The 24,838-nt window shown below is 60.0% G+C and carries 22 protein-coding genes and 1 tRNA gene; 9 read left to right on the top strand and 14 right to left on the bottom strand.

All coding sequences use genetic code 11. From position 1 onward, the window contains the following. Window positions 1-23: 23 nt before the first annotated feature. Window positions 24-1,604 (bottom strand): flavin monoamine oxidase family protein, encoded by a 1,581-nt coding sequence (locus RG2_RS01865; protein WP_033235753.1) that lies wholly within the window; start codon window positions 1,602-1,604, stop codon window positions 24-26. A gap of 237 nt (window positions 1,605-1,841) precedes the next feature. Here RG2_RS01865 and RG2_RS01860 point away from each other — a divergent pair, with 237 nt between their 5' ends. Together RG2_RS01860 and RG2_RS01855 are read left to right on the top strand one after the other, a co-directional pair. Next, window positions 1,842-3,347, top strand: coding sequence for an APC family permease (locus RG2_RS01860; RefSeq protein WP_033235754.1), 1,506 nt, complete (start codon window positions 1,842-1,844; stop codon window positions 3,345-3,347). Continuing rightward, a complete protein-coding gene (locus RG2_RS01855) occupies window positions 3,347-4,099 on the top strand; it encodes an IclR family transcriptional regulator (RefSeq protein ID WP_033235755.1) in 753 nt (250 codons plus the stop codon). The genes RG2_RS01860 and RG2_RS01855 overlap by 1 nt, the downstream gene beginning before the upstream one ends. Window positions 4,100-4,102: 3 nt before the next feature. On the opposite strand, the gene RG2_RS01850 is transcribed toward RG2_RS01855, so the two are convergent. Genes RG2_RS01850 through dcd form a run of 4 tightly spaced genes read right to left on the bottom strand, consistent with a single transcriptional unit; the run spans window position 4,103 to window position 6,743 of the window. Beyond that, on the bottom strand, window positions 4,103-5,626 hold the full coding sequence (locus RG2_RS01850; RefSeq protein WP_033235756.1) for a hypothetical protein: 1,524 nt from the start codon (window positions 5,624-5,626) through the stop codon (window positions 4,103-4,105). Between the two features lie 6 nt (window positions 5,627-5,632). Then, complete coding sequence (locus RG2_RS01845) at window positions 5,633-5,815, bottom strand: hypothetical protein (protein WP_033235757.1); 183 nt, start codon at window positions 5,813-5,815, stop codon at window positions 5,633-5,635. Window positions 5,816-5,873: 58 nt separating this feature from the next. Then, window positions 5,874-6,158, bottom strand: a complete 285-nt coding sequence (locus tag RG2_RS01840; protein ID WP_033235758.1) for a hypothetical protein — start codon at window positions 6,156-6,158, stop codon at window positions 5,874-5,876. 15 nt (window positions 6,159-6,173) lie between these two features. Continuing rightward, window positions 6,174-6,743 carry a dCTP deaminase gene (gene dcd / locus RG2_RS01835; protein ID WP_033235759.1) on the bottom strand — a complete coding sequence of 190 codons (570 nt, stop codon included), beginning with the start codon at window positions 6,741-6,743 and terminating at the stop codon, window positions 6,174-6,176. Between the two features lie 210 nt (window positions 6,744-6,953). Here dcd and RG2_RS01830 point away from each other — a divergent pair. From RG2_RS01830 to RG2_RS01820, 3 genes are all read left to right on the top strand, one after another. Next, window positions 6,954-7,027 (top strand) — tRNA-Gly (locus RG2_RS01830). A gap of 405 nt (window positions 7,028-7,432) precedes the next feature. Beyond that, entirely contained in the window at window positions 7,433-8,125 is a 693-nt protein-coding gene (locus tag RG2_RS01825) for a GAF domain-containing protein (RefSeq protein WP_072782266.1), read from the top strand. Window positions 8,126-8,280: 155 nt separating this feature from the next. Beyond that, complete coding sequence (locus RG2_RS01820) at window positions 8,281-9,777, top strand: sugar transferase (protein ID WP_230590276.1); 1,497 nt, start codon at window positions 8,281-8,283, stop codon at window positions 9,775-9,777. 15 nt (window positions 9,778-9,792) lie between these two features. On the opposite strand, the gene RG2_RS01815 is transcribed toward RG2_RS01820, so the two are convergent. Further along, a complete protein-coding gene (locus tag RG2_RS01815; protein ID WP_230590278.1) occupies window positions 9,793-10,962 on the bottom strand; it encodes a polysaccharide biosynthesis protein in 1,170 nt (389 codons plus the stop codon). A 584-nt stretch (window positions 10,963-11,546) separates the two neighbouring features. Here RG2_RS01815 and RG2_RS01810 point away from each other — a divergent pair. Both RG2_RS01810 and RG2_RS01805 read left to right on the top strand, forming a co-directional pair. Continuing rightward, a complete protein-coding gene (locus tag RG2_RS01810) occupies window positions 11,547-12,686 on the top strand; it encodes a hypothetical protein (RefSeq protein ID WP_133637941.1) in 1,140 nt (379 codons plus the stop codon). After that, on the top strand, window positions 12,679-14,154 hold the full coding sequence (locus RG2_RS01805; RefSeq protein WP_033235761.1) for a tyrosine-protein kinase domain-containing protein: 1,476 nt from the start codon (window positions 12,679-12,681) through the stop codon (window positions 14,152-14,154). Before RG2_RS01810 ends, RG2_RS01805 begins: the two co-directional genes overlap by 8 nt. A gap of 26 nt (window positions 14,155-14,180) precedes the next feature. On the opposite strand, the gene RG2_RS01800 is transcribed toward RG2_RS01805, so the two are convergent. Both RG2_RS01800 and RG2_RS01795 read right to left on the bottom strand, forming a co-directional pair. Next, on the bottom strand, window positions 14,181-15,797 hold the full coding sequence (locus RG2_RS01800; RefSeq protein WP_051730641.1) for a glycosyl hydrolase family 28-related protein: 1,617 nt from the start codon (window positions 15,795-15,797) through the stop codon (window positions 14,181-14,183). Continuing rightward, window positions 15,790-16,956, bottom strand: coding sequence for a glycosyltransferase family 4 protein (locus RG2_RS01795; protein WP_033235762.1), 1,167 nt, complete (start codon window positions 16,954-16,956; stop codon window positions 15,790-15,792). Before RG2_RS01795 ends, RG2_RS01800 begins: the two co-directional genes overlap by 8 nt. Before the next feature lie 250 nt (window positions 16,957-17,206). Between RG2_RS01795 and RG2_RS01790 the strand changes: the two genes are divergently transcribed. Then, entirely contained in the window at window positions 17,207-18,322 is a 1,116-nt protein-coding gene (locus RG2_RS01790; protein WP_033235763.1) for a glycosyltransferase, read from the top strand. 253 nt (window positions 18,323-18,575) lie between these two features. On the opposite strand, the gene RG2_RS01785 is transcribed toward RG2_RS01790, so the two are convergent. The 6 genes from RG2_RS01785 to RG2_RS31705 form a co-directional block, all read right to left on the bottom strand. After that, window positions 18,576-18,974: a hypothetical protein gene (locus RG2_RS01785; protein ID WP_133637940.1), complete on the bottom strand. Its 399-nt coding sequence runs from the start codon at window positions 18,972-18,974 to the stop codon at window positions 18,576-18,578. 441 nt (window positions 18,975-19,415) lie between these two features. Beyond that, window positions 19,416-20,744, bottom strand: a complete 1,329-nt coding sequence (locus RG2_RS01780; protein WP_033235765.1) for a replication-associated recombination protein A — start codon at window positions 20,742-20,744, stop codon at window positions 19,416-19,418. Continuing rightward, a complete protein-coding gene (locus tag RG2_RS01775) occupies window positions 20,728-21,123 on the bottom strand; it encodes an MmcQ/YjbR family DNA-binding protein (RefSeq protein WP_207787498.1) in 396 nt (131 codons plus the stop codon). The genes RG2_RS01780 and RG2_RS01775 overlap by 17 nt, the downstream gene beginning before the upstream one ends. Window positions 21,124-21,182: 59 nt before the next feature. After that, window positions 21,183-21,557 carry an MmcQ/YjbR family DNA-binding protein gene (locus RG2_RS01770; protein WP_230590280.1) on the bottom strand — a complete coding sequence of 125 codons (375 nt, stop codon included), beginning with the start codon at window positions 21,555-21,557 and terminating at the stop codon, window positions 21,183-21,185. Window positions 21,558-22,276: 719 nt separating this feature from the next. Further along, window positions 22,277-23,140: a phytanoyl-CoA dioxygenase family protein gene (locus RG2_RS01760; protein WP_033235853.1), complete on the bottom strand. Its 864-nt coding sequence runs from the start codon at window positions 23,138-23,140 to the stop codon at window positions 22,277-22,279. Between the two features lie 704 nt (window positions 23,141-23,844). Further along, window positions 23,845-24,006 carry a hypothetical protein gene (locus tag RG2_RS31705; RefSeq protein ID WP_155276693.1) on the bottom strand — a complete coding sequence of 54 codons (162 nt, stop codon included), beginning with the start codon at window positions 24,004-24,006 and terminating at the stop codon, window positions 23,845-23,847. Between the two features lie 27 nt (window positions 24,007-24,033). Between RG2_RS31705 and RG2_RS01755 the strand changes: the two genes are divergently transcribed. Beyond that, entirely contained in the window at window positions 24,034-24,729 is a 696-nt protein-coding gene (locus tag RG2_RS01755) for a TIGR00266 family protein (protein ID WP_033235854.1), read from the top strand. Window positions 24,730-24,838: the final 109 nt, after the last annotated feature.

Genomic DNA, 24,838 nt, shown 5'->3' with positions numbered 1-24,838 from the left:
GGAAGTGGAAGGTAGTTGAAAAGCTATGCGCCCTGCGCGACGCGCTGGTGCAGGTGGGTGACAACGTCCTGCGCCGACGTGAAAGCGCCGTGCTGCCAAGCAATTGCGTTGGAGAGGTGATCACCGGCGAAGTAGATGCGGTCGACGGGCTCGAGCAGTTTCGTGTATTCGGGAGTTGCCATGCCGCCGTGCGAATCTCCCGCTCCGGCCCATGATGCCCAGGCCGACTCCGAGTACTTGGTACGACGCCAGCTGCCCGAGAAGGAGGAGGAGATATCGCGGGTGTACTTCTCGCCGTGGATCTCCGAGCCTTCGGCGATGGCCTTGGCGAGGCGCTGCTTGTGCGTCAGGGATTCGAAAGCCTGTTGACGCTTACCCGAACTGTAGTACGCGACAACAATTCCGCGGTCGGAGTTGTAGTGGTCGTAGGGGAACATGATCTGCGAGATATCGCGGTCTGTGTTGGATGCGCCGCCGTAAATCCGGTCTTCGGTCTCCCACCAACGACGCGAGTACTCGATGCCGAGCTTGCCGGACGACGACGGCTTTGCTCCCTCCAAAGCGAGGAGGATGTCGGAGGGCAGGTTGTTGTTCAGGCGCTTGATCAGGTGCGGCGGAATGGTGCAGATGGCGTAGTCGGCGGTGATCGACTTGGCCTTGCCGTCCACGACGTAGTCGACGGTGACTCCTTCGGGAACGTTCTTCATTCCGCTGACCTCGGCACCGAACTCGATGTTCTCCATGCCGATCTTGTCCTGGAACTTGTAGTAGATCCGGTCCATCCCGCCGACGGGGGTCATCATGGTCATGGCCTGGTCGTAGCCGAACTCGAAGGAGAACGCGCGTCCGATACCGCCCTGGATGACATCGCTCATCCCGAAGGGTTCGATCTCGGTGCCGAAGTTCAAACCGGCACCCGGTTCGACGGAGTGCCCGCGGCGCGACGACCCCACGTAGCGTCCGTCACTGCCCAGATCGCCGAAGTCCTTGAGGAACGACGACAGCGCTTCCTTGTCTTCCTTCGTGAGAACCTCGTCGAGAGCGCCCTGGTTGGTTGCCTTCTGCAGCAACTCGGACATGTAGCCGTAGGTGTCAGCCTTTGCTGCGCGGTACGTGATCGACTGATTGGCAAGGGGCTTGCTGCCGGTGTAGTTCACGAGCGTGTTGGCATTCTGGTTGCCGAACATCTGCAGCTCGACCCCCAACTCGCGGCAGTAGTCGATGGTGTTGTGATTCTGCGGGATTCGAGTGGCACCCAGGTTGTAGAAGTGGCCCTCGGAGAACGTGCAGGTCTGGGTCTCGCCGTTGAGATCCGTCTCCTCCGTCCCGTTACGAATCGACCACACTCGTCCACCCGGACGGGTGCGGGCTTCGAGGACGGTGACCTTGTATCCGGCCTTCTGCAGCTCGTACGCCGAGCACAGACCGGCGGGGCCACCGCCCAGGATGACAACAGAATGACTGCCCTTGACCTGTCCGATCAGGTCACCCGCTGCCGGTGCCTGAAAACGTCGCGGCGACGCCGATGCTGCCGGCGCCAAACCGATGGACCCCATGGCTCCCAGCGCCAGGCCCGCGCCGCCGGTGAGTCCCAGACTGCGCATGAAAGATCTACGTGTGTACGACATTCAAGCTCCCAAGTGTGCGCCCGGCGACCCGGGTTGTTGGTGTGGAAACAACAATGGCTCGGCGATGGGTCGAGAACTTGTCGCGCAGGAAACAGTCCGTGGGAATCGAGTGAGAATCAACCGCCGCACCGACAGGTGCTCTCTCAGCCGGGTGCGATCAGGGGACTCACGTAGGAAACTTCTCCGTTACAGAAGTGCATTAGCGTCCCGCGCATGTCCGCACTCACCGAGGCCATCGCGCGATCGTTCACCACGCGCGAGAAGCAACCACCCGCGCGCTCACCGCTGCGCGCACTCGGGCGTCGCCAACTCTCGGGCGCCGAAGTCCTGGCGCAATCGGTGGCAACCACAGCACCGGCTGTCTCGATGGTTGTGCTGCCGGTCACCATGCTGACACACGGACACCTTCTGAGCGGGATGATCACGATCATCATCGCGACCGTGCTGGTCACCTTGATCGCGTTCTGCATCTCCCAATTCACCAGACGGATGGCAGCATCGGGCGGACTTCACAGTTTTGCCTTTCGCGGACTCGGTACCCGGGCCGCCATCACCACCGGTATAGCCATACTCGTCAAATACGTCGGCAGCGCAGTGATGACCCTGTATCACGGTGGGCTGGCGGTCATTACGCTGCTCGGTTTTGCCGGCATACGCGTCCACGGCACATTTCAGCTGATCGCCCTGTACACCGTGCTCGCCGCACTCATCCTTGCGTGCCTGCTCCGGAGCGTCAGATTTGCAGCACTCGCAATTCTCGTGGCCGAAAGCTGTTCCCTGCTCTTCATAGTCGCGCTCATGCTGATCGGCGGAGATCAGCACGCACAGATCATTCCGTCCACCTCCGGCCACGGACTATTGATCACCGCACTCGCCGCACTCTTTGCGCTCGCCGGATTCGAGAGCGCCGCCTTCTTCGGCCCCGAAGCCCGTCGCCCACTGGTAACCGTGACGCGCACAGTCCTTTTCACTCCAATGATCTGCGGTGGCCTCTTCATCTTTGCCGGCTGGGCCGCCTGGACCGGACGCAGCGACACCCTCGTCAACGCCTATCTGCACGGAACCTCGACCGGTGTCAGCCCAGCCGTGGTGATCGCGCTCAACATCGGAATGGGCTGCTCGTGGCTGGCGTCGTCGATGGCGTCGTCGAACGCCGCGTCGCGCCTGCTCTACTCATTTGGTGTGGAGCGCCTACTCCCCCGCGCTTTTGCGCACGTACACAGCGCCTTCCGCACCCCGAGTGTCGCGTTGAGCGTTGTTGTTGCCGCCGTACTGTTCGGCGGTGGCACCTTCGCCGTGATCGGACGAGGTGTGTTCTTCGAAGATCTGCGCCTCACGGTGCGGGCAGCCGTGATTGTCGCCTACGCGCTGGTCGCGATCAGTTCCGTCGTATTCCTCACGCGCATCGGCGAAGACACACCCCGTGTACTTGCCGCAGCGTCCTGTGGCAGCGGTGCGGGCGCAGTTGTCCTCGGATACCTGGTGTACGCGAACATCGTTGATCACACGTACATCGCACCGATCGCAGTGCTGGTGATACTCAGTTCGGGCACACTGTGGCAGTTCTATCTGCGTCGTCGCAGCCCTCAAAGCCTCCTGCACATCGGCGCCTTCGATCGGCCCGAAACCGAGGACGTACTTCCCGGCGCCGGAGTTTTCGGCACCGATGCCGCCGGCAATATCGTGCTGGTAGGCGAATCCGCTGCCGGTCCGCGCTGATGGTCGGTCGCCCGCGAGATCTCGGTGGACATGAACCGAGAGCAGTCCAGCGTGCATTGGCACTGCTCGAATCCGCAGCGCAACTCGGTTCCGGCGCTACCGCCAAAGACATTGCGGCGCTGGCCGGCATTCCTCCAGCGACCGCCTACCGATTGCTCAACATCCTTGTCGCCGACGGCTATCTGGTGCGTATCGCGGATCTCTCCGGATTTGCACTCGGTCGACGCACCCGCGAATTGGCCGGAGCTGCTGCCGAACCCACCCCCGTGGATAACTCCGTACTTCTCGAAGAACTACGCGAACAAGTGCGCTACGGCGTGTATCTCGCGTCGTACGACAGGGGAAAGGTCCGGCTGATCGACCGCGACCCCGATCACGAACTCAGCGGTGAGCGCACCCTCGTGAGCGCGCTGCACGCGTCTGCCATCGGAAAACTGTTGTTATCTTCGCGGCCCGAACTGGCAGCTTCACCGCTCAAGAAGATCACCGCGCACACCATCACCGACGCCGATCACCTCGAACTCGAACTCTCCCGCATCAGACGCGGTGAGCCGGCGCGGGAAGTCGACGAGATTCGCATCGGCCGCTCAGCGCTCGCCGTGCCGATCAGCGACGGCCAGAACGGTGTTGTGGGCTCGCTGGCCGCTATCGGCCCGACCGGCAGATTGTCCACCGAGGACACCGGACTGGAAGCTTTGCTCCGCGACTATGCCGGCCGGATGGTCTCTCCATCATTGTGCCGAGCTAACTGATCATCACAGCCCGAAGATTCGTTTCACGAAACCGAGGTGTTCGTCGGCCCACCCGATGAGTCCGAGCGTCTGATCCAGATTCTGCGGCGGAGTGCGCACCAGCGTGTCCCGTCTGACGAGGCGATCAAAATCGACAGTCGGGGAATCGAACTGCACACCGGCGACGGACATGATGTTCATGAGCTCTTGGGCCAGAACCCCATAGGCCACCGTGGTCGGATGAACGCCGTCCAGAGAGAACAAGCCACCCGACGCTCGGCCGCCCAAACCGTCCGCGGCCAGGAATCGTGAATCCGGCACGGGTGCAAGATCAGTCAACGCCTTGGGCAGTGGGTACGGCGTCCACCACGACGGTCTTGCGTTGACGTCGTCGACATACCGCCTCGATGCGACGCGCTCGAGTAGCCCCGCGACGTCGAAGAGGTGCCAGTCCTTGCCTACCCGGCGTGCGCTCGCTACCGCCCGCTCGATCCCCGTGTTGTACAGGTCGATCGCAGTATCAACCGCCCACGCCTGCGCTCCCGTGATGTGCTGATCGCGTCGTGGATCGAAGTCTGCGTCGCGCACCCACGGCCGGGCGTAGTACGGAAAATACCGTGACCCGGTCTCGACTTTGCCACCCAACCCGCGCGCGATCGGGGCGATTGTCACGTGCGGCACTGTGCACAGGATGACGTGCTGAGCGTTGATCTTTCGGATAGCGGCAAGCACCTCGGCGTACTCCTGGGCAAAGTGATCGGGCTGCCACACTGTGTAGTCCCGTTTGCCATCCGGGTCCCGAAACTTGTTGCCACTCCACTGCACTCGCAAGTCAGTCACGGTCCGCAGCGCATTGTTCGCCCCGAGAAACACGACCAAGGTTTCGATGCACTCCTTGCCCAGTTCGGCTGCCGCGTCGAACACCGTCATCTTCTTCTCGGCATCGGACCCTCGCGGCAGGACTCGCAATGCCGTCCGCTCGCCGTTGTTCTCGACAATCTGGCTGAGCAGATCGTCGTGTGGTTGATGCAGTGCCGCTTCACAACTCGCAGCGGTTTTCGTCAGAGCGTCGCGCACATCCCACCCATACACCGACAGGTTGTGATTGATTGCCGAGAACGTCGGCGCGACGCTGCCCGGGCCACGCTCCCAGTAGTCCTCGACCTGATCCATGAATCCGCGTGCCGCGAATAATGCCAGCGGAATCTCCCACACGTCCGTCGAAGTTCCAAAGCGCTCTTCCAGTGTGCGCAGCAACAATTCGATGTTCAGCGGTAGCCCACCCGGGCCGCCGTAACGTGGGAATCGGAAGCTATCGAACCAGCCGAGTTGCCACGCGATGATCGACGGATACGACAGGTCGGTATTGAAGACAGCCCCACTCTGAAACCCTTGTGAGAGAGAATCTCCGATCACCACCAAGCGGTGGCCGACCGGCCCGGCGGCCGGAACTACCGAAATGCCGAGTGTGGAATCAAATTTCGGAACACGAGGACCTGCTGCCGCAGCCTCGACCACATCGGCCGGAGTGTCGGACGGCAATTCCATGGCCGATCACTTCTCGGTCTCGGGATCGGTTTCCGTTTCGATCGACCTGGCCAGCTCGGCAGACCAGTCCTGATCGCGGATTTCGAAATCAGCGCGGTCGCGTCGGGCGATGGCTTTACCCCAGATAATGGCGATAGGTACGGCGCAGGCCACCCAGAGGATCAGTCCGCCGACAACAATCCACCACATAACCTGCAATTATGCCCGGTTTGGGGGAGATTCCCCATAGCTGACGTCTATCTGCCTGCTATCGCCGTCCGAAACGATTCCCGCGCCTGCGATTGCCCGCCACAAACCATCCTCGTGCGGCAATACCGAACGCCACGAATGAGAACAGATCCGACACGGTGAGGCCGTTCTCCGGAGTCAGCGACCACAACACTTGCCCTTCGAGCGGGCCGTTGAGGAGCAGCCACATCAGCGCGGCAAACGCGGCGGCAATCGCGCTGATCCGCGAAGGCTTGACCAAACACACCGTGCTGGTCACAAACAGCAGGTTCATGAAAACCATGCCGTAGAACAACGCGGTCATACGTGCGGACTTCCGTCAGCCGCGGTTGAAGTTCAGGTACGCCTTCGACGGCGTCGGACCGCGCTGGCCCTGGTACTTGGAACCGGCCTCGGAACTTCCGTACGGGAACTCTGCAGCGCTCGACAGCTTGAGCAGACAGAGCTGACCGATCTTCATTCCCGGCCACAGCGTGATCGGAAGATTCGCGACATTCGACAGTTCCAACGTGATGTGGCCGCTGAATCCCGGATCGATGAATCCAGCAGTCGAGTGCGTCAGCAGACCCAGACGACCCAAGCTCGACTTACCTTCCAAGCGGCCGGCAAGGTCGTTGGGCAGCGAGCACACTTCGAGCGTCGAACCGAGGACAAACTCACCGGGGTGCAGCACAAAAGGCTCACCCTCCGCGGGCTCCACCAGGCTCGTCAGCTCGTCCTGGCGCTGCGCCGGATCGATGTGCGTGTATCGCGTGTTGTTGAAAACCCGAAACAAACCGTCCAGGCGCACGTCGACGCTCGACGGTTGGACCATCGAATCGTCGAACGGGTCGATTCCCAGGCGTCCAACGGCAATTTCGGCACGGATGTCACGATCGGAGAGCAGCACAGGTAGAGGTTACCGGGTCGCCACTTCAGCACAGACCAATCACCAGGCAGATCACACAATGCTGTGACGAACAGCTCGGGTTCTTGTGTCGCGAGAAATCGAGCGTGAGCACTAGTTGCCGGGCGGGGCTCCCACACATCGGAAATGGCGTCTGATAACCTTCGGAAAGCACGTTGATCGGGGGCGAAAACCCCTCCGACCGGCTGCGACGCCGATGTAGTTCAATGGTAGAACATCAGCTTCCCAAGCTGAATACGCGGGTTCGATTCCCGTCATCGGCTCCATCTATGAATCGGGACCAATCGTTCCTCTGCGAACCGTCGCCGCCACGCACTAGCCGGAATCAGATTCGCCTGCACACCACGATGTTTCGAGCTCAGAATGCCGCGCAGTCGGTCGGACTCGATTTGCTCTGACACAGGTGAGAAATCGAGAGCTTTCGAATCGCAATCAGGCTATATCTTCCCTCCACGTCAGCGAAACATTACGGTTAGCCGTAAGGCAGGACTTTCGACCCTAGAATGCAATGTCAAAATTCCCATTCTGGTACCGAGAGCCAGTCCGTCTGCTTCAGTCCGCATCACCAATATTCATAAATACAGCAGCATGAGGTATGGATATGGGAGATGCGGCGCCGAGCGGACCAATCGCGGTAATACATGTTGCTACCGATTCACCAGGAAAGAGATATGACACCACCGAGTCCGACAGACGCAACAAGTTCCGATAATGCAAGCGACGACGGCGCGGGTCAACGCGAGCAGACGATCGCGGATTCTGCCGAACGCCCCATTCGCGACCCGTTCGCTGCGATCAACGAGGTGTATACGGATCCCGCGCTTGTCGCCGTCTTCGAAGGGCTGCGTGCCGCTGTCAGCGGCGAACAATCACACGTGTGGTCGGCACTCAACGACAGTGCTCGCTTGCGCGCTGTCTACGACACCGGACTACTCGCGCCCGGACCACATCCCGAAGTCGATCAGATCGTCGGACTGACCATCGACGCGGTCGGGATCCCGAACGCTGCACTGAACATGATCACCGACGTCGAGCAAGTCAACGCCGCGATCGCCTCCCGCTCAGGCGACACCGGGGAACAACGGACCCATCCCCTCCCCGACTCACTCTGCGTATACACAGTCGTGAGCGGTTCCCCACTCATAATCGACGACATCGCCGACCACCCGGTACTCAGGGATCATTCGGCCGCCCAAAGCGGCGTAGTGGGCGCTTACATCGGCATCCCGATCATCGACGACGCAGGTCATCCAGTAGGGACGCTGTGCGCGTGGGACAGCCAACCGCATCATTGGTCGAGTGGTGAGGTCCAGATCATGACCGACCTTGCCGACGTCGTCCAAAACGTAATCTTCGACAAATAAAAATACCGCTGCCGAGTATCTTTCGATTGCTGACTGTGACGCCGAGTCGCATTCAAACCAAGCGCGAGTTGCTACGGCAAATATCGTTAGGCCCCCTATAGAATGCGATTAATGGTGAATGTACGAATTGTCTGATTAATTCGGGATTGTCGTGGATGGAGTGGGAATTGCCGCAATTGTTGGAGGTCGAGACTTCGACCGCCCCCGGAGGCCCCCCACCTACTTCTTCGAATTCTCGTAAAACATTCGGGCAGCTCATTCGGACCGATCCGCTGAGCACCATCGTCAGTGTTTCCATCGATGTGTTGTCGGCGACAATCGCGGTGGCACTCGCATGGTGGTGGGCGCTCACATCAGTTTTGGTTCATCCACCCATGTGGTGCTTCGCACTCTTTGTTCCCCTGGTCGTAATCGTCATGGGCGCGCGGTCCTTGTATCGCCGCTCGCTCAACCGCCGATTCCTCGACGAGTTCTACGGGATCCTGTCCTCTGGATCGATCGCAGCAATGCTGCTGCTGTGCGCGCTGGTCCTGTTCGGGATCACCGATCGCCCCGGTGCTGCCGTGACCAAACTGTGGGTGTGCGCGAGCATCCTGATTCCATTCGGCCGTCTGGTTCGCGTGGTGGTCCAACGACGCCTGCAACAGAACTCCCATCTCGTGTCCCCCACGTTGGTCATCGGATCCGGACAGCTCACCCAGCACGTGATCACTCGGATGATCGCGGCTCCTGAACACGGCATGAACCCAGTCGGAGTGCTGTCGCACGAATCCCCCATACGCAGTGACCAGGGGACGGAGGCCGACCAGGTGCCGTACCTGGGCGCTGTTGATCGCCTAGAGTCCGTCATTGCCGAAACCCAGGCCGAACGCCTGGTCATCGCATTCACGAGAGTTCACGGTGAGCTGCTGACCGGAGCAGTCCGCATCGCCCACCGCCACGGACTTCGGGTATGGGTGGTGCCACGCATGTATGAGGTGATCGGCTCGAAGAGCCTCATCGACCACATCGGCGGCATGCCCTTGCTGTCAGTGCCTCACACCAATCCCCGAGGCTGGCAGTTCCGGGTCAAACACATCAGCGACAGAATCGTCGCCGGCTGCATCCTTCTCGTGCTGTCCCCCCTCTTCCTCACTCTCATGCTCTTGGTGCGCTGGAGTTCGCCGGGACCGATATTCTTTGCTCAAGAGCGGGTGGGGCGCAACGGCCAGATCTTCGGCTGCCTCAAGTTTCGTTCGATGCGGCTACCCGATCCCGACCACGTGACGTTTGTTCCGAAAACCGGTAGCGCACCGGGCGGCGTCGAGGGAACCGATCGACGGACCCGGATCGGAAAACTTATGCGGTCGACGTCGATGGACGAACTCCCCCAGCTGCTCAATGTTCTCCGGGGTGACATGAGTCTGGTCGGACCGCGTCCCGAACGTCCAGAGTTCGTAACCCTTTTCGAGGCGCAGATCCGCCGCTACGGCGAGCGACACCGGGTCAAGGCGGGCGTCACGGGTTGGGCTCAGGTCAACGGCTTACGCGGACAGACCTCCATCGCCGACCGCGCCGAATGGGACAACTACTACATCGAGAACTGGTCTCTGTGGCTCGACATCAAGATTTTGATGCTGACCGTGCTGGCAGTTTTCAAAAAGGCCGAATGACGGGCGAGGCAGTCTTCATGCCTTCTCGGACGCGAGTCCGTTCGCTCGCTTCCCGCTGAGGAAGACCGAGTTGTACTCCGGCGCTAACCTCGCGGCTGCCACGTGATAGGGCACGAACATGAGCACCTCGGTGATGACAAACGAAAGAAATACTGCAGTGCTGGAATGGAAACTGAACAAGAAAGTCAGTCCGAGCACCACGTAAAGAGCAGTGTTCGCCGCCCTGAGCCAGAACACCATTTTTGTGCGCCCCGCCCGGCGCAGAGCCGCAAAGGGGACGGTTGTCACCAACATGCACAACTTCCACGCACAGGCAACTGCCAGAGCGACATACAGTGAACTGTTCCAAGCAGGGCCGAAAATCAGGCTCCACACACCCAGATAGGCACTAGCGAAGATCGCCACTGTTCCGACCACAATGATCATCGCAACGTTGGCTACCTCGCCTTTGTGTCCGTGGGCGAGTTGACGTACTCGGCCGTAGGCGAGAATCGGTTCGAGGATCCCCGAAATGGTTGATACAACCCGGAATCCAACAGCAGCTGACGGTCCGAGGACGGCCAGGATGAAAGATGCCAATGCCGGCTGGACCATACCGACTGTCGCAGTTTCGCCGGTGACCCACGCAGCCTTGGTCAGGTCAGGCGGGAAGCCCAGATCTCGGCGAGCAGGCAGAGGCCAACATCTGATGAGGATGGCCAGGAGAGCTCCCGCTGCAAGAACCCTGACACAGTTGGAGTTGTCGTACACGGCAAGGACCAATGCGCTCAGGCAACCGGCCATAAGGATCGAAGCGGCAACCGATTCCAGCTTCCATCTACCCCGCACTACGCCGATCGTCCGGGCCATCAGCAAGCCCGACGACAGTCCCAGAACTCCGATCAGTGTGATGGCCGTTGGCGGAACCGCCGGACTCACAATGAGGAGGGTCCCGGATGCCAAGCTCATCAACGCTATCCACCAGGGCATCGATACCTTGTGATCCGCTTCCGGGGTGGCAAGGCGCGACTCGACGACGAATGCCGACAGCAGCTGCGCCACGTAAGTTCCGATCGCCAGCGAAACGGCAAGGCGGCCTTGTTGTTCGATGGGTGCAATGCGTGCGAATACTGCGATGAAAATTGCCGGGAAGGCGTTGAGTGCCAGGCCCGCGACGATTTGCACCAGTGGCTCAACGCGCTTCACGTCTAGCACCGATCGAATGCGCGTCACTCTCTGGCCTCGGAAGACGCGGTCCACATCATCGATTCTTCGAAATTGATGGCGATAACTGCTCCGTAACGCGGCAACCTAACGTTAATCACGTTGGCACTCAATTTGATCAAGTTAATTCCGAGTGGCCAGTGCGCATCCGCGCTTCTGTCCCGTAATGCACACTCCACCTGTAGTAGTGTATGCCACGGATTGGCTGCCGTGCTCGCTGAGATCGAGCCACTTTAAAGATGGAGGGAGCTCAGCGATGTATGGTTCGAGATCCTTTCCCCCTGATCGAAGTTTCATTCCTGCGCTGCCGCAGAATGATTCCGCAATGATGCACCAAGACAAACATGCATTTTGATTTCTCGCCGAAAGCGGCTGGCGATAACTCGCCCCAAAGCAGTACAGCGACATGGTGGCTCGCACCGGCCGTCCTAATCCTGTTACCCGTCCTGGGATCTTTCACTGCATGGGCGTCCCTGATCGGTTGGTGTTCGGCCGGCAAGTGTCCGGCCGGCTCACTGCTGAATTTGCGCGGATTCCTCCAACCCGCCCCTTTCACCATTGCCGGCGTGACGTTGCTTGCGGTTTGGTACGGCACGGTTGTGGTGCTCGCAACGATCGGTTGGAGATTGGGACTGGGCACAACGCCGACACGGGAGTTCGTCGAGCGAACAACCAGCACGAACTTCGAACGGCGCTACTTTTTCCTCATCCTCGCAGTGTCCACGATCGGCGTGGCGTATGCGTACTACCGAATTACTGCGGCGACATCCATTGTCGACGCCTTGACCACCCAGACCGGGAACGCCTTCACGGAGGCACTACCCGACTCGGCCGGAATCGCGACGCTTCGATACGCGACCATCCTAGCGGCACCCATCAGCGTTTACCTCTGGCGAAAAAAGGTGCTCCATCCTGGATTCGTACTGTGGGCCGTTCTTCTCCTGGTGGCAAACTCGATGGTCGCGTCCCGCCTCTCGCTACTGATGGCGGTCGTGGTGTACGTCGTCTTACAGACAGCGGTGCCCCGCAAATCCGTGGGCGCGGACCGTAAATCTCTGCGGCCTTGGCACATCATCACCGCTGTAGCGATCATGTTCCTGATGCTCACGGCGCTCAACTACGTCCGGAACGGCAACTACTACCGCGATGCGGGAGTCTCGAACCCGATCGCGATGAATCTCTATCAGTCCGGCGCCTATCTCGCTGTGCCGGCTCAGGTGTCCATGGGCGTGTCAGATGCGATCATGCGCGGCACTTTCGACAAGCCAGGGAGTGTCGTCGCCTCCGTGTCGGCGGCGCTGCCCAGCTTTCTGGTTCCGGCACATGAGGTCAGAGCAAAGGAGTCGCTCGGCGCAGACTCCTACGATTTTTCGGTCTCGTTTGCACCGAATTTCACAACTAACTCTGAATTCGCTGACATCTATACGGATTTCGGAGCGTGGGGGTGGCTATACACGCTCCTGCTGTTCCCGCTGGCCGGTTACGTTTTCGGTCGGTTCCTGACATACGGTCCAGTGATCGCCGGATCGGCAGGAGTTATCGCCTACTGTTTTGCCGAGGTATGGCGGATTCAGCTGCTTACGCAAGGAATTACCGTTTTCCTGGTCCTCCTGACGCTCGTCTGCGTGTTCGTGGCGGCACGAGGGCAGTCTCCCACCAAACTGGAAGACATGGTTTCGAGAGGAAATGTGAAGTCAAGTGACTGACAAGTTTGCAGGGACTACATACCGGCCGGGCAATGCTGGCAACGAATGGCTCCGCTCAGCGGTTGGCGCAGTTCGCAATCGATGGATCATCCTGCTTGTGTGCGCACTGTTCGGGGGCTTCCTGGGAGCGATCTTGACCAGTGTGCAGTCGCCGAGCTACGAATCTTCCGCGGTGATCTACCAGACGCCTCACTTCGGCGACACCGACGGTACAAGTCGTCAGCGTACTGAGGCGTACACGAAGTTGCTGAGCTCCGATTTCCTCATCGAAACCGCTCTGGCAAACACCGGATTGGAGATGTCGAACTCTGACGTGCGCGAAATGACCACGGCCAGTGCCAATGTCGGAAGCGCGATCCTGACGGTGACCGTGCGCGCGGAGGACGCCGATACCTCGGCGGAGCTTGCTAATGCTCTAGCGCAAGCACTTCCCGGTGCCGTTGCTGTTTTGGACGGGAGCACACCTGCACAACCGGCACCGGATCAGTCGGAAACCGTGGTTCCGGACCCAGTGCGATTGTCGGTGATCAGCCCGGCGGTGCCCGACGACGCTGAGGGCGGACCGCAGTATGTGCGCAATACCGCACTCGGTGTGATCGCCGGGCTTTTGGCGGGGTTGCTCTACGCATATCTGCGCAGTCAAATGAGCCGGAAAGTTCAGGATGTCGCCGCACTCGGCAAGTTTCTGTCCGGGCCGGTGCTGGCCGCCATTCCTGCGGACAAAGCGCTGGAAACCGGTGTTGTCGACTTCTCGAGAGAGAGCCCTGCCGCAGAGGCATTCCGCCGTCTCCGCACCGTGATCGCCGACCACGAACCCGGTCGGGGCGAATGCCGAACCATCATCGTTTCGAGTGCAGTCACCGGCGACGGCAAGACAGCGGTCGCGCTGAACCTCGCAATCGCTCTCGCTGAGAGCGGCAATGAGGTCGTATTCGTCGATGCCGCAGGAAGAGACGAAGCGAACGTGCGCTCCGGACGCCATGGTTCTGATCATGAAAAGAACGCATCACCAGCCGGGTTGATCGATTACCTACTCAATGGTGACGACATCGACCGATACATCTCTGCGAGTTGGCATCCGAAGCTTTCGTTCATCCCGGCGGGACGCACCGCGCCCGGCAAGTCCGAACTACTCGGGAGCACTCGGATGCGCAACGGACTCGCAGATCTTGCTGCTCGCGCAAACTACGTCATCGTCGATACCGCACCGATGGCTGACCGATCCGACGCCCTTGTGCTGGGACGCTGGGCCGACGGTGTCCTGCTGGTGGCGCGATCTGACCATACGAGGTACGCCGAACTGGGTGCTGTCATCGAACGTTTGTCGTTGGCCGAATTACGAGTCTGGGGCGTTGTACTCAATGACTCCCCGAGGCCACTGGCACGCAGCGCACGCAAACGCGGCGCACGATTGTCAGCGGCAAAGCTGCTCACACGCGAGTCCCGCCCGGTCAAAACAAACGTCTGACAGAAAACCGATCGGCATCGAATTCGTCATCGGCAGGCGACGAAGACCGGCTCTCCCTTCGGCGGGGTGGTTGTCACGGTACCCACGCTCACTTCCGGGTTCGTAGGCGTGCCACCGACACAACTGTCACTGAAGATCAAAACAGGTAGCCACGACGAGGGGGCTTGCTCCCAAACCAAATCCGCAGCAACCACTGTCCCGGATGAGCCCTGGAACACGGCGAATGGTCCGCCGGCTTCGGAACCGAGCGGCGGACCCGTCACAGTCACGTTGAGCTGATCTATCGTGAACTGTGCCGAGTTGTCGGCTGAGAACGCCACCGCAGACTTCGCCGTCGTGATGGAGACGGCTCCCAGTGAAACATCTTGGGTCCTCTGCAGCCCGACAGCTCCGGTACCTGGACCTATTTCGGTGTCGATCACCGTGCAATCGATCAGCGAAATCCCGGTAACAGGCGGGGTTGCAATAGATTCCACGAGAACCGACCAGTAAAGACAGTTGTTAACGGCAACGCCCGTTACCTCTAGGTCGAACCGGCTGAAAGCGTCGCCAGTCGACCCGTTCGGTCTTGCCAGTACGTGCAGCCCTGTGTGAGAGTCCTCAACGGTGATCCCATCCAGCTGCACACCGCGCGATGCCACATAGTGCCACCCGGCGCCCGAGTCCGGCGATGCCGAGTCGACCATGACACCTGCTCCGTTCGATACTCCGTCGACCACTACGGCAGCTACCGTTGATCGATTGACCCCCGCCAAACGCACTCCGTTTGCCGCACCGCCCGACACTTGGACGTCGGTGACATCGAAGTCGGTGTTCGACCACTCGGTCAACGCCGGGAAGGAAAAGGTCTCGGAAGCGTTGTCGAACTGGGCTTCTGGAGAGTAGTAAGTCACCAGTGCCAAACCGTCGTCACCAGTGTTCGTTGCTGAATACCTTTCGACGGTTCCACGTCGGCACGCGTTGAAATGGAGTCCGTCGGCCATGGTGTTCTCGACGTGAAGTCCGTCAACAGTGATGTCGGAAACGCCCATCATGATCACACCTGCCTGCGGGCTCGACTCGACTCTGCAGTCGCTCAACGTCACCCAACTAACCGGCCTGCCGGGTCCGGTCCATCCATCTGGCACTGCCGACGTGTCCGATGCATATCCCACGACCCGGATTCCGTCGCCCATCGACCGCAGCGCCGGCTGGCTTGCCCACCGCACTGCCACGTTGTGAAGAGACACACGCTCCAGCGGACCACGCAGCACGATGCCGTGGCTCGTGCCGGCTCCGTTGTCGTCCAGGTTGTCCATCAGAAGTTCGGCACCGGTGTCGAAGTCGATCGAAACGTCGGAGATCCCCACTATCGAGATCGCCGCACCGCCTGTTGGATGACGCTGAGCAAAGCGGTACTGGCCGGACGGAAAAAGTAAGACGTCTCCAGATTTCAGTACGGCGACGGCATTGCGAATGGCAATCGAGTCATCCTGTGTCCCATCACCAACCGCACCGAAATCGCGAACATCGATGACGTCACCGCCGCCCTCGACGCGGCGAACGGCGTTGAAGGATTCAGGCAGAGCGGCAGGCAGGACCAACGCTGCCGGGAACATTCCGAGAAATTTGCGGCGCGACAGCGCCGACGACCAGTTAGCCAATGGGCACCTCACTCAGGAAGGAACATATCTTCTCGGCAGTAGCTGTTGACACGATCTCGGACTGGCGCCGCTTGACATGCAACTCTCCGCGATGACTCAACGACGCCCTGGCGTCTTCGTTGTCACAGTACTTCTTCACGAGTTCGGCCAAGGCTTCGGAATCGTGCGGATCAAAATACTCTGCTCCGTCGCCGCACGTTTCCCTCAACACCGCGATGTCGGACGCCAGAACCGCGGTACCGGACGCCATTGCCTCCAGCGGCGGAAGACCGGCACCTTCGAAAAGTGAAGGCATAACTAATAAGTCCGCCTGAGCCACCAGAGCACGCAGACTGTCGAACGGAAGTCTGCCCGTTAACTGCACACGTTCACCCAGGCCTGCCACAAGCTGGTTGATTCGGTCGTCGAGTGTCCTGAGTGACTCATCGCCACCAGCTATCACCAGTGTGTGTGGGATGGAATCCGAGATCGTCGCAAATGCGTCCAGAAGTACCGGCAAGTTCTTGTGCCGCTTGATATTGCCGACATACAAAATGTAGGGGCGTTCAATTGGCGACGACGCCGAGTCAGCTTCAGAGAACCACACGTCGTCTACTGGGATCGGCGTCACCAGCACCTCGGATGAGGGTGCGATTGCAGCCATTGAACGGGCGGTGGCCTGGGACGGGGTGAAAATCGTTGCGGCCCGTCGTGCGCTGAGTTTCAGCATCGTCCACGCGTACGCGTTCTTTGCGCGATTCTGGTCGCTCAGCTTTTTGTCTTCGATATGGAGGGTGTCATGCACCGTGGAGAAGTATCGAACGTCCCGATTACGAGGAGACGTTAGTGCAAAAGGAAAGGGGTAGTGCGGAACCCACAGTGCCTGCGGACGGGTTGCCGACAATGCGCGACGCCACACACGTTGTTCACCCATTGAATACATTCGGGCCTCGGCGGGATCCGCAAAAACCACACGAGTTTCTTCGCTGGTGTCAGGTGCCGCATTTCGGTCGGCGAGGATGGCCAGCCGGAATCCACGTTCTTTCAGCACTTGCTCGAGCACAGGAATTTGGGTCCTGATGTAGGTGCCGATACCACTCTGACGAATATGTCGGGCATCGAACAACAGATCAACCGACTCGCCATCTCGGCTCGCCTGACCGGCACGGGGAGTATCCATAAGTGAATTGTTGCAGGTCCGTCAATTTGATGGAGATAATGATGCCCTGTCAAATGTCCGACTTTGCATATGAAATGGTACCTTCGGCACGAAGGAACTGATCTTGTCGGATCACCGGTAGTTTCAGGTGCATTCACGGCAGCAAATGGCGACTTCGGCTGGGTATCAACAAAGCTCGATCAGCCGGATCGTCAGATAAAAGGGCACACACCAAATAACTGTCACACGTTGCGGGAGTCTCGAAGCAAACATGAACGAACCCAAATTAGCGATAGTGCACGAGCGATTCACTGAGATCGCGGGTTCCGAACATGTGGTCGAGCAACTGTCCTTGACCTGGCCGCACGCCGCCGTCCACGTGCCCCTTGCCCGGCCTGCAGGCATACCTGCAGGACTTTCGTCCCCTCCTGTCACGACATGGGTCGACGGTGCCTACCGGATGCTGGGAAGGTCTTCGTACGCACCGCTGATGCCGCTGCTGCCCAGCGCTTTTCGCGGCATGAAGCTGGGAGAGGTCGATGCGGTGGTGGTGAGCCATCACGCATTCGCCACACAAGCAGCCTTCGCCACCGATGCGCCCGTGATCGCATATGTTCACAGCCCGGCGCGCTGGGCCTGGGATCCCGCCTTTCGCGCGCAGGAGTCGGGTGGCGCGGCTGGCGCAGCCGTGCTCGCAGCACTTGCGCGAGTAGCGCGACGGGGAGAGCTGAAAGCTGTGAGTCGGCTCGACCAGGTAGTCGCGAACTCGACCGAGGTTGCCGACAGGATTCAACGCTGGTGGGGCAGAGAAGCAGTGGTGGTGCACCCACCCGTGGACACCCATGGATTCACCCCTGATTTCTCGATCGAACGGGAAGATTTCTTCCTTCTTGCCGGCCGCTTGGTGCCTTACAAACGGCCAGACCTTGCAATTAGAGCCGCACGGCAGGCGGGCAAGAAACTCGTCGTTGTGGGCGATGGCCGATGGATGGACGTCTGCAAGGAGTTGGCAGCCGAGGACACCGTCTTTGTCGGGCGAGTCCCCCACGATCAACTGCTGGATCTTTACCGGCGGGCCCGAGCCCTGCTGATGCCCGGTGTCGAGGACTTCGGCATCGTCCCGGTCGAGGCGATGGCCACCGGAACCCCCGTGATCGCTTTGGGCGAAGGCGGCGCGCTCGACACAGTTATCCCAGGCAAGTCCGGTGTTCTCGTGTCCCCTGGCGACGATGCAAAGGTGGTCAGCGGTCTCGCAGAAGCAATGGAGGCATTCGATCCAAATGATTTCGACGCAAAGGTAATTCGCGCATGGGCCGAAGGCTTCTCACGGAAGGCCTTTGGAGAGAACATGATGAGAGTGGTTGACGACGTGCTTGGGAGTAGATGACCGGTAGGCGGTCGAACATGCCCAAGTAGAACCGGACGTGGTTCCGACGCCGGCAAAACGAATTCGACACTGCGGTCGGCCGGAGCCCAATCCTTTGTGTGCGTCCGATATCAGGCAACGCAATCCCAGATTTCGATTCGGGTGGCGTAGCGGGTAATCCGCGTCCCGCAAATGACGGTACGACCGCAACTACACGGCGTGCCGAGGGCACTCGCGTGACTGACAACAACTCGACGCTCTATCGGTACTACAGCTATTCCCGCATAGCGCAGTCCGAGGTTTTCCAGTCCCCGTCCACCAAAACCCAGGGCATGTTCGTATCGAAGTCGGTTTCCTCAGCGAACGAGATGCCGACAGTTCCCTTACCGCTGTCCGCTTCGGCGGTCACATCGGTCACTGTCCGGGGCGTCGCCTGAGCGACGTCGGAAAAGGCTTTGAACTCCTCCTCGGAGAACTTCTCTTGACATTCTCGTATGAAGAGAGCGTAAGCGGCCGACGCATCGCCCGAGTAGAAACTGGTAGCCCACTCTTCAGCAGCAGACTTCAGTGTGCCCACCGGATCTTCGGCCGCAGTCGGCGTTGATTCTCCACTGCAGCCAACGGTAAGCAGCGCAAAAGACAGAACACCGGCGAATACAAACCTCTTAGCCATGAATACTTCCCCTACCTCGGCATCACAAGTGCCACGGAGCATATGCCCAACCGACCAGAATGACTGCGTCAGCTGATTGTCGAGCTCTTAATCTGACATCCCTGGAAGAACTTGGAACTCACACTTGTGGCGCTCGAACGCAATCGCGTCACAAATTTCGACATGTTTGACGCTGACCCGTTCCTGGTCAAAGCTGTAGCTCAGCGAGACGGGGTCATAGCTGTTGTCGCGCACAGCGATTGATATGTATCCCGGTGATCGTCGAAAATTTCGACGGCACGTGACATGTGCCCACATGCTGATCGGTTCGAGACAACGCAGACGGGAGAAAAGCATCAAACAATCGGGTTGGCCGGGACGCACAGCGGTTAAACGACGTTCGCCATGGCGATACTCTCGACATCTCCTGCGATAGATCGGTCCGCGAACCTTGTTGTCGCGCTATGTAGTACGGTCCTTCCGATCCGGGTTTTCGCGGAGTTGTTCCCACTGGCGGAGCCGGTCGGCGATGATGTGTTCGTAACCGTTGTCGGTGGGTTCGTAGAACCGTTGACGCGCCATGCCGTCAGGGAAATAGTTTTGGCCCGAGAATCCTGTTGCGGTGTCGGGGTCGTACTCGTAACCCGCTCCGTATCCGAGGGACTTCATCAGACCTGTAGGGGCGTTGAGGATATGTGCGGGCGGCGGGAGGGATCCGGACCCCTTCGCCGCTCGCATCGCCCGGCTCAGGCCCCGGTATACCGCGATCGACTTCGGCGCGGTCGCAAGGTATACAACGGCTTGTGCAATGGCGAGTTCCCCTTCGGGAGAGCCGAGCCGCTCGTAGACATCCCATGCCGCAAGCGTCTGATGCACTGCGTGCGGATCGGCGATCGCGATGTCTTCATTGGCGAACCGCACGAGTCGCCGCGCGATGTAGAGCGGGTCCTCACCGCCGTCGAGCATGCGCGCCAGCCAATACAACGCAGCATCAGGGTCTGATCCGCGCATGGCTTTGTGGAGGGCGGAGATGAGGTTGTAGTGCCCTTCTTGCGACTTGTCGTACAGTGGCGCTCGTTTGTGCACCACCTGTGCCAGGCCGGCGGTGTCCAGCGGCGCGCTCTCCGGTGGCAGGGTAAAGAGTTGTTCGACGAGGTTCAGCAGGTAACGACCATCACCGTCGGCCATAGCGATCAAGGCCTCCGCAGCCCCCGTATCCACCGGGAGCGTGCGGCCGGTGAGCTGCTCGGCGCGATCTACGAGGGTGCGCAACGCCGACTCGTCGAGCCGCTTGAGGACGAAAACCTGGCACCGAGAGAGCAAAGCGCCGTTGAGCTCGAAGCTGGGATTTTCGGTCGTCGCTCCGACCAACACAATCGTCCCGTCTTCGACGTACGGAAGAAACGAATCCTGCTGAGCGCGATTGAAGCGGTGAATCTCGTCGACGAACAGCAGGGTGCCCTGCCCGACCTCTCGCCGCTTGCTGGCCGCTGTGAACACCTTACGAAGGTCCGCAACCCCGGAGAACGTCGCCGACAACGGCTCGAACATCAGATCTGTGCGTTCGGCGAGAAGCCTTGCGATTGTGGTCTTCCCACATCCGGGCGGCCCCCACAAAATCGTGGAAGACAGTTTTCCCTGTTCTGTCATTCGCCCGATCGGGGCGTCCGGGCCAAGCACATGCCCCTGGCCGACGACATCCTCGAGTTGCGTGGGACGGAGCCGATCTGCGAGCGGGCGTGAGGTGTCATCGACCTCGAACAGCGACGCCGCGTCAGGATCTTTCGTCATCGCTGTCCTCTTTTCTCTGGCTGTCGGCCGCGCCCGCCGATCTGATTCCGGTTTGCTTCAGGTCTTCGATGCTCTGGCGCAATAACGTTCGCTGGGAGGATGGAAGCTGCTCGGTCACCAATTCGTAGGAGTTGTGGACGAGTCTCTCGGCCAGCGAGGCAGTCACCGATTCTCCAGCCCCAACGGACACCCAATGACGTTTGTCGAAATAGCGTCCTCGCTCGATAGTGTCGTGCTCACCGATCAGGGCCGCCCCATGAGCAGGATCGACCTTCACAGTGATGATCGGCTCGCCCGGATCCTGCGTGACGACAAGGAACACGCGTCCGACGACTTTGAAAACCAGCAGATGCTCGGTGAACGGGTATCCCTCCGTCACCCCCGGCAGCCCCTGGGCGGTAGTGCAGGCGAGCCGCTGTAACCGGGTCCCAGTCAGACTCACCCGTGTCGTCCGAACGTGTCGGGGTCGACCGGCCGCTCCCGCTTGGGTAACTTCTCGACAACCAACAGATACGACTCTACGACCAAATCGTCGACAAGCCCGGCATCGACGGAACCTCCCGGGTGAACGGTGATCCAGTGCTGCTTGTTCATGTGATAGCCCGCGGTGATATCCGTGTGCGACTGCCGGAGTGTTTCCCCGTCCGCGGGTGCTGCCTTGACGATCACGATCGGCTCCCCGGTCACCTCGGTCTGCAACATGAACACCTTCCCGCATACCTTCCACACCTTCCAGTCCTCACCGAACGGATACGTCAGCTCCGCGCCCGGCAGTTCCGTCGTGCGGGCTGCAGCTCGCTCCTGAAGTTCCATGCCCTGCACCATTACCCTCCCACCTGAATGTACGTACAAACGTACGCACCAGCGCCGACACACTTACACCGATGCGATCGCCCACGCCCAAGACGAGAAAGAGGTTCGCGAGATCCTGGTCGACGCAATCTGCGGGGACAGCCGAGCCACCGAACGAGAACTGCGAACAGCGCGCGAAATGTACGCCTACGGATCAATCAGTTCTGGAGTAGGCGACCTGATTCGTGCGGGCGAAGCCGCCGCCATCGCGGCCCTTGCCGTCCGCTTCTCCGAGCGAGCTGCCCACTCCCCGCCTCGCCGCGATTGTCGGCGAACAACCGGGCGTCGCTGTGTTGCACGTGCGCCGCGCGCCCGGGGACGGAAACCCGCACTCCGCGGTAGTCCACTGGGTGAGTCTCGGCACCGGAACATACGGAACCGCATCATTTCCGACGCATCGCATACGTCGACCCCCAGACGATCGGAACACCGGGATTCGGGACCTTCTTCGTTCCCTGACACGGCGAATACTACAAAGTCGCCTTACTACCTTGAGCCGGAACGCTATTCGCACGTACCGCATCAGACCCGACGCACAAAAGATCGACCATGCTCACTCCATTGGGCCAATTCCCTTCGAAGATAATCCAAACGGCGGACCGCAAACCAGCCGACAAATGTGGCACGTAGCGGTCCGCGCGGTGGTGAGATGCCAGCATGGCTACCGCCGCCTTAGCGCGTCACGGCCGAAATGCTAGGAACTCCGGCCGCGGCGCCGTTCCCGAGAACGGCTTCCCGAGCGAATTCTCGACACTGTTGAAAACCACGAAGATGTTCGCTCTCGGCACCGGGGAGATGTTTCCTGACGATGCATGTAGAAGGTTGCTGTCGAACACAGTCATCGAACCCGCATCCCCCGTCAACACCTCTATTCCGTGGCGGGCGTAGAGCGTGGTGATCATCTGCTCGGAAGGAACACCGACCCGAGGCACTTCCTCGACCAAGGACTCCTCGAAGTAGCGGTCCGGCGTCGCCCCCGCGCACTGCAGGAAAGTTCGATGCGATCCGGGCATCACCATCAAAGGCCCATTGAAAAAATGATTATCGGTCAACGCAATTGACGCGCTCACCGCCCGGGGAGCCGGCATCCCGTCCTCTGCGTGCCACGTCTCGAAATCGGCATGCCAGTAGAACGCTCCGCCGCGGAAACCGGGCTTGTAATTCAACCTGCTCTGATGAACGTAGACCTCCGAACCGAGGATCTCGCGTGCGAGGGCTGCTGCCCCGGACTCGTCTACCGCCGCGCGCACCACCGGACTCAAATTCACGATATCGAAGATCGATCTGACCGCCGAGGAAGTTTTTTCCCGCACGATCCGCTCGTCGCCGGCAAGTTCGGGTGCGGTTCCCAAACGTTGGACTTCACTCAGGCACCGTTGCACTGAGCTCGCATCAAGGACACCACGACGAACCGTGAACCCGTTCTCCTCGACATCGCGATGCTTCACTCGCATCTGCTCGCTCCACACAATCGGGTCGACACGGTCCAACTCGGTCGGGACGGTCGAGATCCGTGTGGCGTAACGATCAACAGTGACAACCATCAGTGTGAATTCTCCTACTCGTTGCTCGAACCGCGACGACAGCAGATGCGGCGCAACACACACGTGCGCACTTTCAAAACTTGCATCTACCGTGCGTCGAAAGGTCTTTCGTTTATAACACCGCGAGCAACACATACCCAAACATGTTGGAAAACAACAGCTCTTATCCAACCGTGCACGAATACGCGATCCACGGACTGGGCCGCTGCAAAAACGCAGTGGCGGGCCCTGATGTCGCCCTAGTCGGACGGGGCGCAACGGACTGCGCACAACATGTGGCGCGGTTCCGGGTTTTCGGAACACGACCGAACTCGGTACCGATCTGGCGTCGATCACAAGAGGTGGCCGAAGCCTGGAAATGCTGGGTATCCTCCGGCGGTAGAGCACCCCAACCCAGGCTTTACCTAGCAAACTGTCACAGCCTCGGTCGAGTCCGATCAGCTCCGTCCGGTCGAGGGCACAATGATGACCTGCCCAGTACCCTCACGAGCTCAGGCGCTCAGTGCGTTCCCAGATCGATGGGCGAAACTGAATCCGAAGTCCTTGTTAGCCAAAGGATGTGGGAATAGTTCTGGAACTAACGCCCGCAGAGGCCTCTGCTTCCGGACCTGAATATCGCCCTGGACTTGGAGTGCGCCAGTCCCCTCCCCACCGAACTCGCGCATTCCGCGGGCCCGATCATCCGGCACCCCAGTTACGGCGCCTCACGCGCCGAGCGCATCACCGGCATCCATCCAAGGCACTACAACGATCAGATAGCGAACCCCCGAGGATCCGAACCAAATCGTCACCACAAGCAATAATTCGTTTCGAGGACCAGTACCGGACAGTGATTTCAGCCAAACTTGATGCTCATCATCGACCACGAAAAAGATTGTCATCGAAAGGAACCCATGAAGACAGAAATCAGTTGCGGGCCCGCATTCGCGCTGGCCGAAATCAGCGTCCCCGCCGGCGGATCCGTCCGTGTCGAAGCAGGAGCAATGGCGATGATGCGGGGCGACATCTCGATCACCACCTCGACCCGAGGCGGCTTCATGAAGGGACTCCGCCGCTCCCTGGGTGGGTCGAGCTTCTTCGTCAACGATTTCGGCAGCGACCAAGGAGGTGTCGTCGGCGTCGCCGGCGCACTACCAGGCGACATAGTCGAAACCACCATCAACGAAGAGACACCGCTGCTCGTCCAATCCGGCTGCTGGCTTGCATCAGACCCAACCGTCGACGTCGACTCCAAATGGGGCGGCAGCAAGGGATTCTTCAGCGGAGCCGGACTTGTCCTGCTGCGATGCAGCGGAACAGGCGAGATCCTGCTCTCCAGCTACGGCGCCATCCGCCCGATTACCCTCACCACGGGGGAAACCATGACACTCGACTCCGGCCATGTCGTCGCATTCGACGAATCCGTCCAGTACCGCATCCGCAAAGCCGGCGGCTGGAAATCGATGATCCTCGGCGGCGAGGGCATCGTCACCGAATTCACCGGGCCAGGCCGAATTTGGATGCAAACCCGCAGCGCAACAGACCTCGTCGACTGGCTCCGCACCCGAATGCCATCGAACAGCACCAGTAGCAACAGCAACAACAGCTGAGTCCTGAACGCAACAAACAAGTCGACGGCAGTCTCCGGGGGCGACATGCCCCCGTGTCCATTCCGGACACCGATCTCCGCGATGTTGCGTTGCGGCCCAAGGTCCAACG

The sequence above is a fragment of the Rhodococcus globerulus NBRC 14531 genome, assembly GCF_001894805.1.
Lineage (GTDB): Bacteria > Actinomycetota > Actinomycetes > Mycobacteriales > Mycobacteriaceae > Rhodococcus_F > Rhodococcus_F globerula.
The sequence above is the reverse complement of the archived record's forward strand: the minus strand, read 5'-3'. Positions and strand labels throughout refer to the sequence as shown.

Bases quoted from the DNA above. Each gene is read 5' to 3' on its own strand.
- RG2_RS01790 (WP_033235763.1), top strand. From the start codon at position 17,207: ATGAACGAACCCAAATTAGCGATAGTGCACGAGCGATTCACTGAGATC.
- RG2_RS01785 (WP_133637940.1), bottom strand. From the start codon at position 18,974: ATGGCTAAGAGGTTTGTATTCGCCGGTGTTCTGTCTTTTGCGCTGCTT.
- RG2_RS01760 (WP_033235853.1), bottom strand. From the start codon at position 23,140: ATGGTTGTCACTGTTGATCGTTACGCCACACGGATCTCGACCGTCCCG.
- RG2_RS01820 (WP_230590276.1), top strand. From the start codon at position 8,281: ATGGAGTGGGAATTGCCGCAATTGTTGGAGGTCGAGACTTCGACCGCC.
- RG2_RS01860 (WP_033235754.1), top strand. From the start codon at position 1,842: ATGTCCGCACTCACCGAGGCCATCGCGCGATCGTTCACCACGCGCGAG.
- RG2_RS01850 (WP_033235756.1), bottom strand. From the start codon at position 5,626: ATGGAATTGCCGTCCGACACTCCGGCCGATGTGGTCGAGGCTGCGGCA.
- RG2_RS01780 (WP_033235765.1), bottom strand. From the start codon at position 20,744: ATGACGAAAGATCCTGACGCGGCGTCGCTGTTCGAGGTCGATGACACC.
- RG2_RS01855 (WP_033235755.1), top strand. From the start codon at position 3,347: ATGGTCGGTCGCCCGCGAGATCTCGGTGGACATGAACCGAGAGCAGTC.
- RG2_RS01865 (WP_033235753.1), bottom strand. From the start codon at position 1,604: ATGCGCAGTCTGGGACTCACCGGCGGCGCGGGCCTGGCGCTGGGAGCC.
- RG2_RS01840 (WP_033235758.1), bottom strand. From the start codon at position 6,158: ATGACCGCGTTGTTCTACGGCATGGTTTTCATGAACCTGCTGTTTGTG.
- RG2_RS01845 (WP_033235757.1), bottom strand. From the start codon at position 5,815: ATGTGGTGGATTGTTGTCGGCGGACTGATCCTCTGGGTGGCCTGCGCC.
- RG2_RS01795 (WP_033235762.1), bottom strand. From the start codon at position 16,956: ATGGATACTCCCCGTGCCGGTCAGGCGAGCCGAGATGGCGAGTCGGTT.
- RG2_RS01770 (WP_230590280.1), bottom strand. From the start codon at position 21,557: ATGGAACTTCAGGAGCGAGCTGCAGCCCGCACGACGGAACTGCCGGGC.
- RG2_RS01755 (WP_033235854.1), top strand. From the start codon at position 24,034: ATGAAGACAGAAATCAGTTGCGGGCCCGCATTCGCGCTGGCCGAAATC.
- RG2_RS01825 (WP_072782266.1), top strand. From the start codon at position 7,433: ATGACACCACCGAGTCCGACAGACGCAACAAGTTCCGATAATGCAAGC.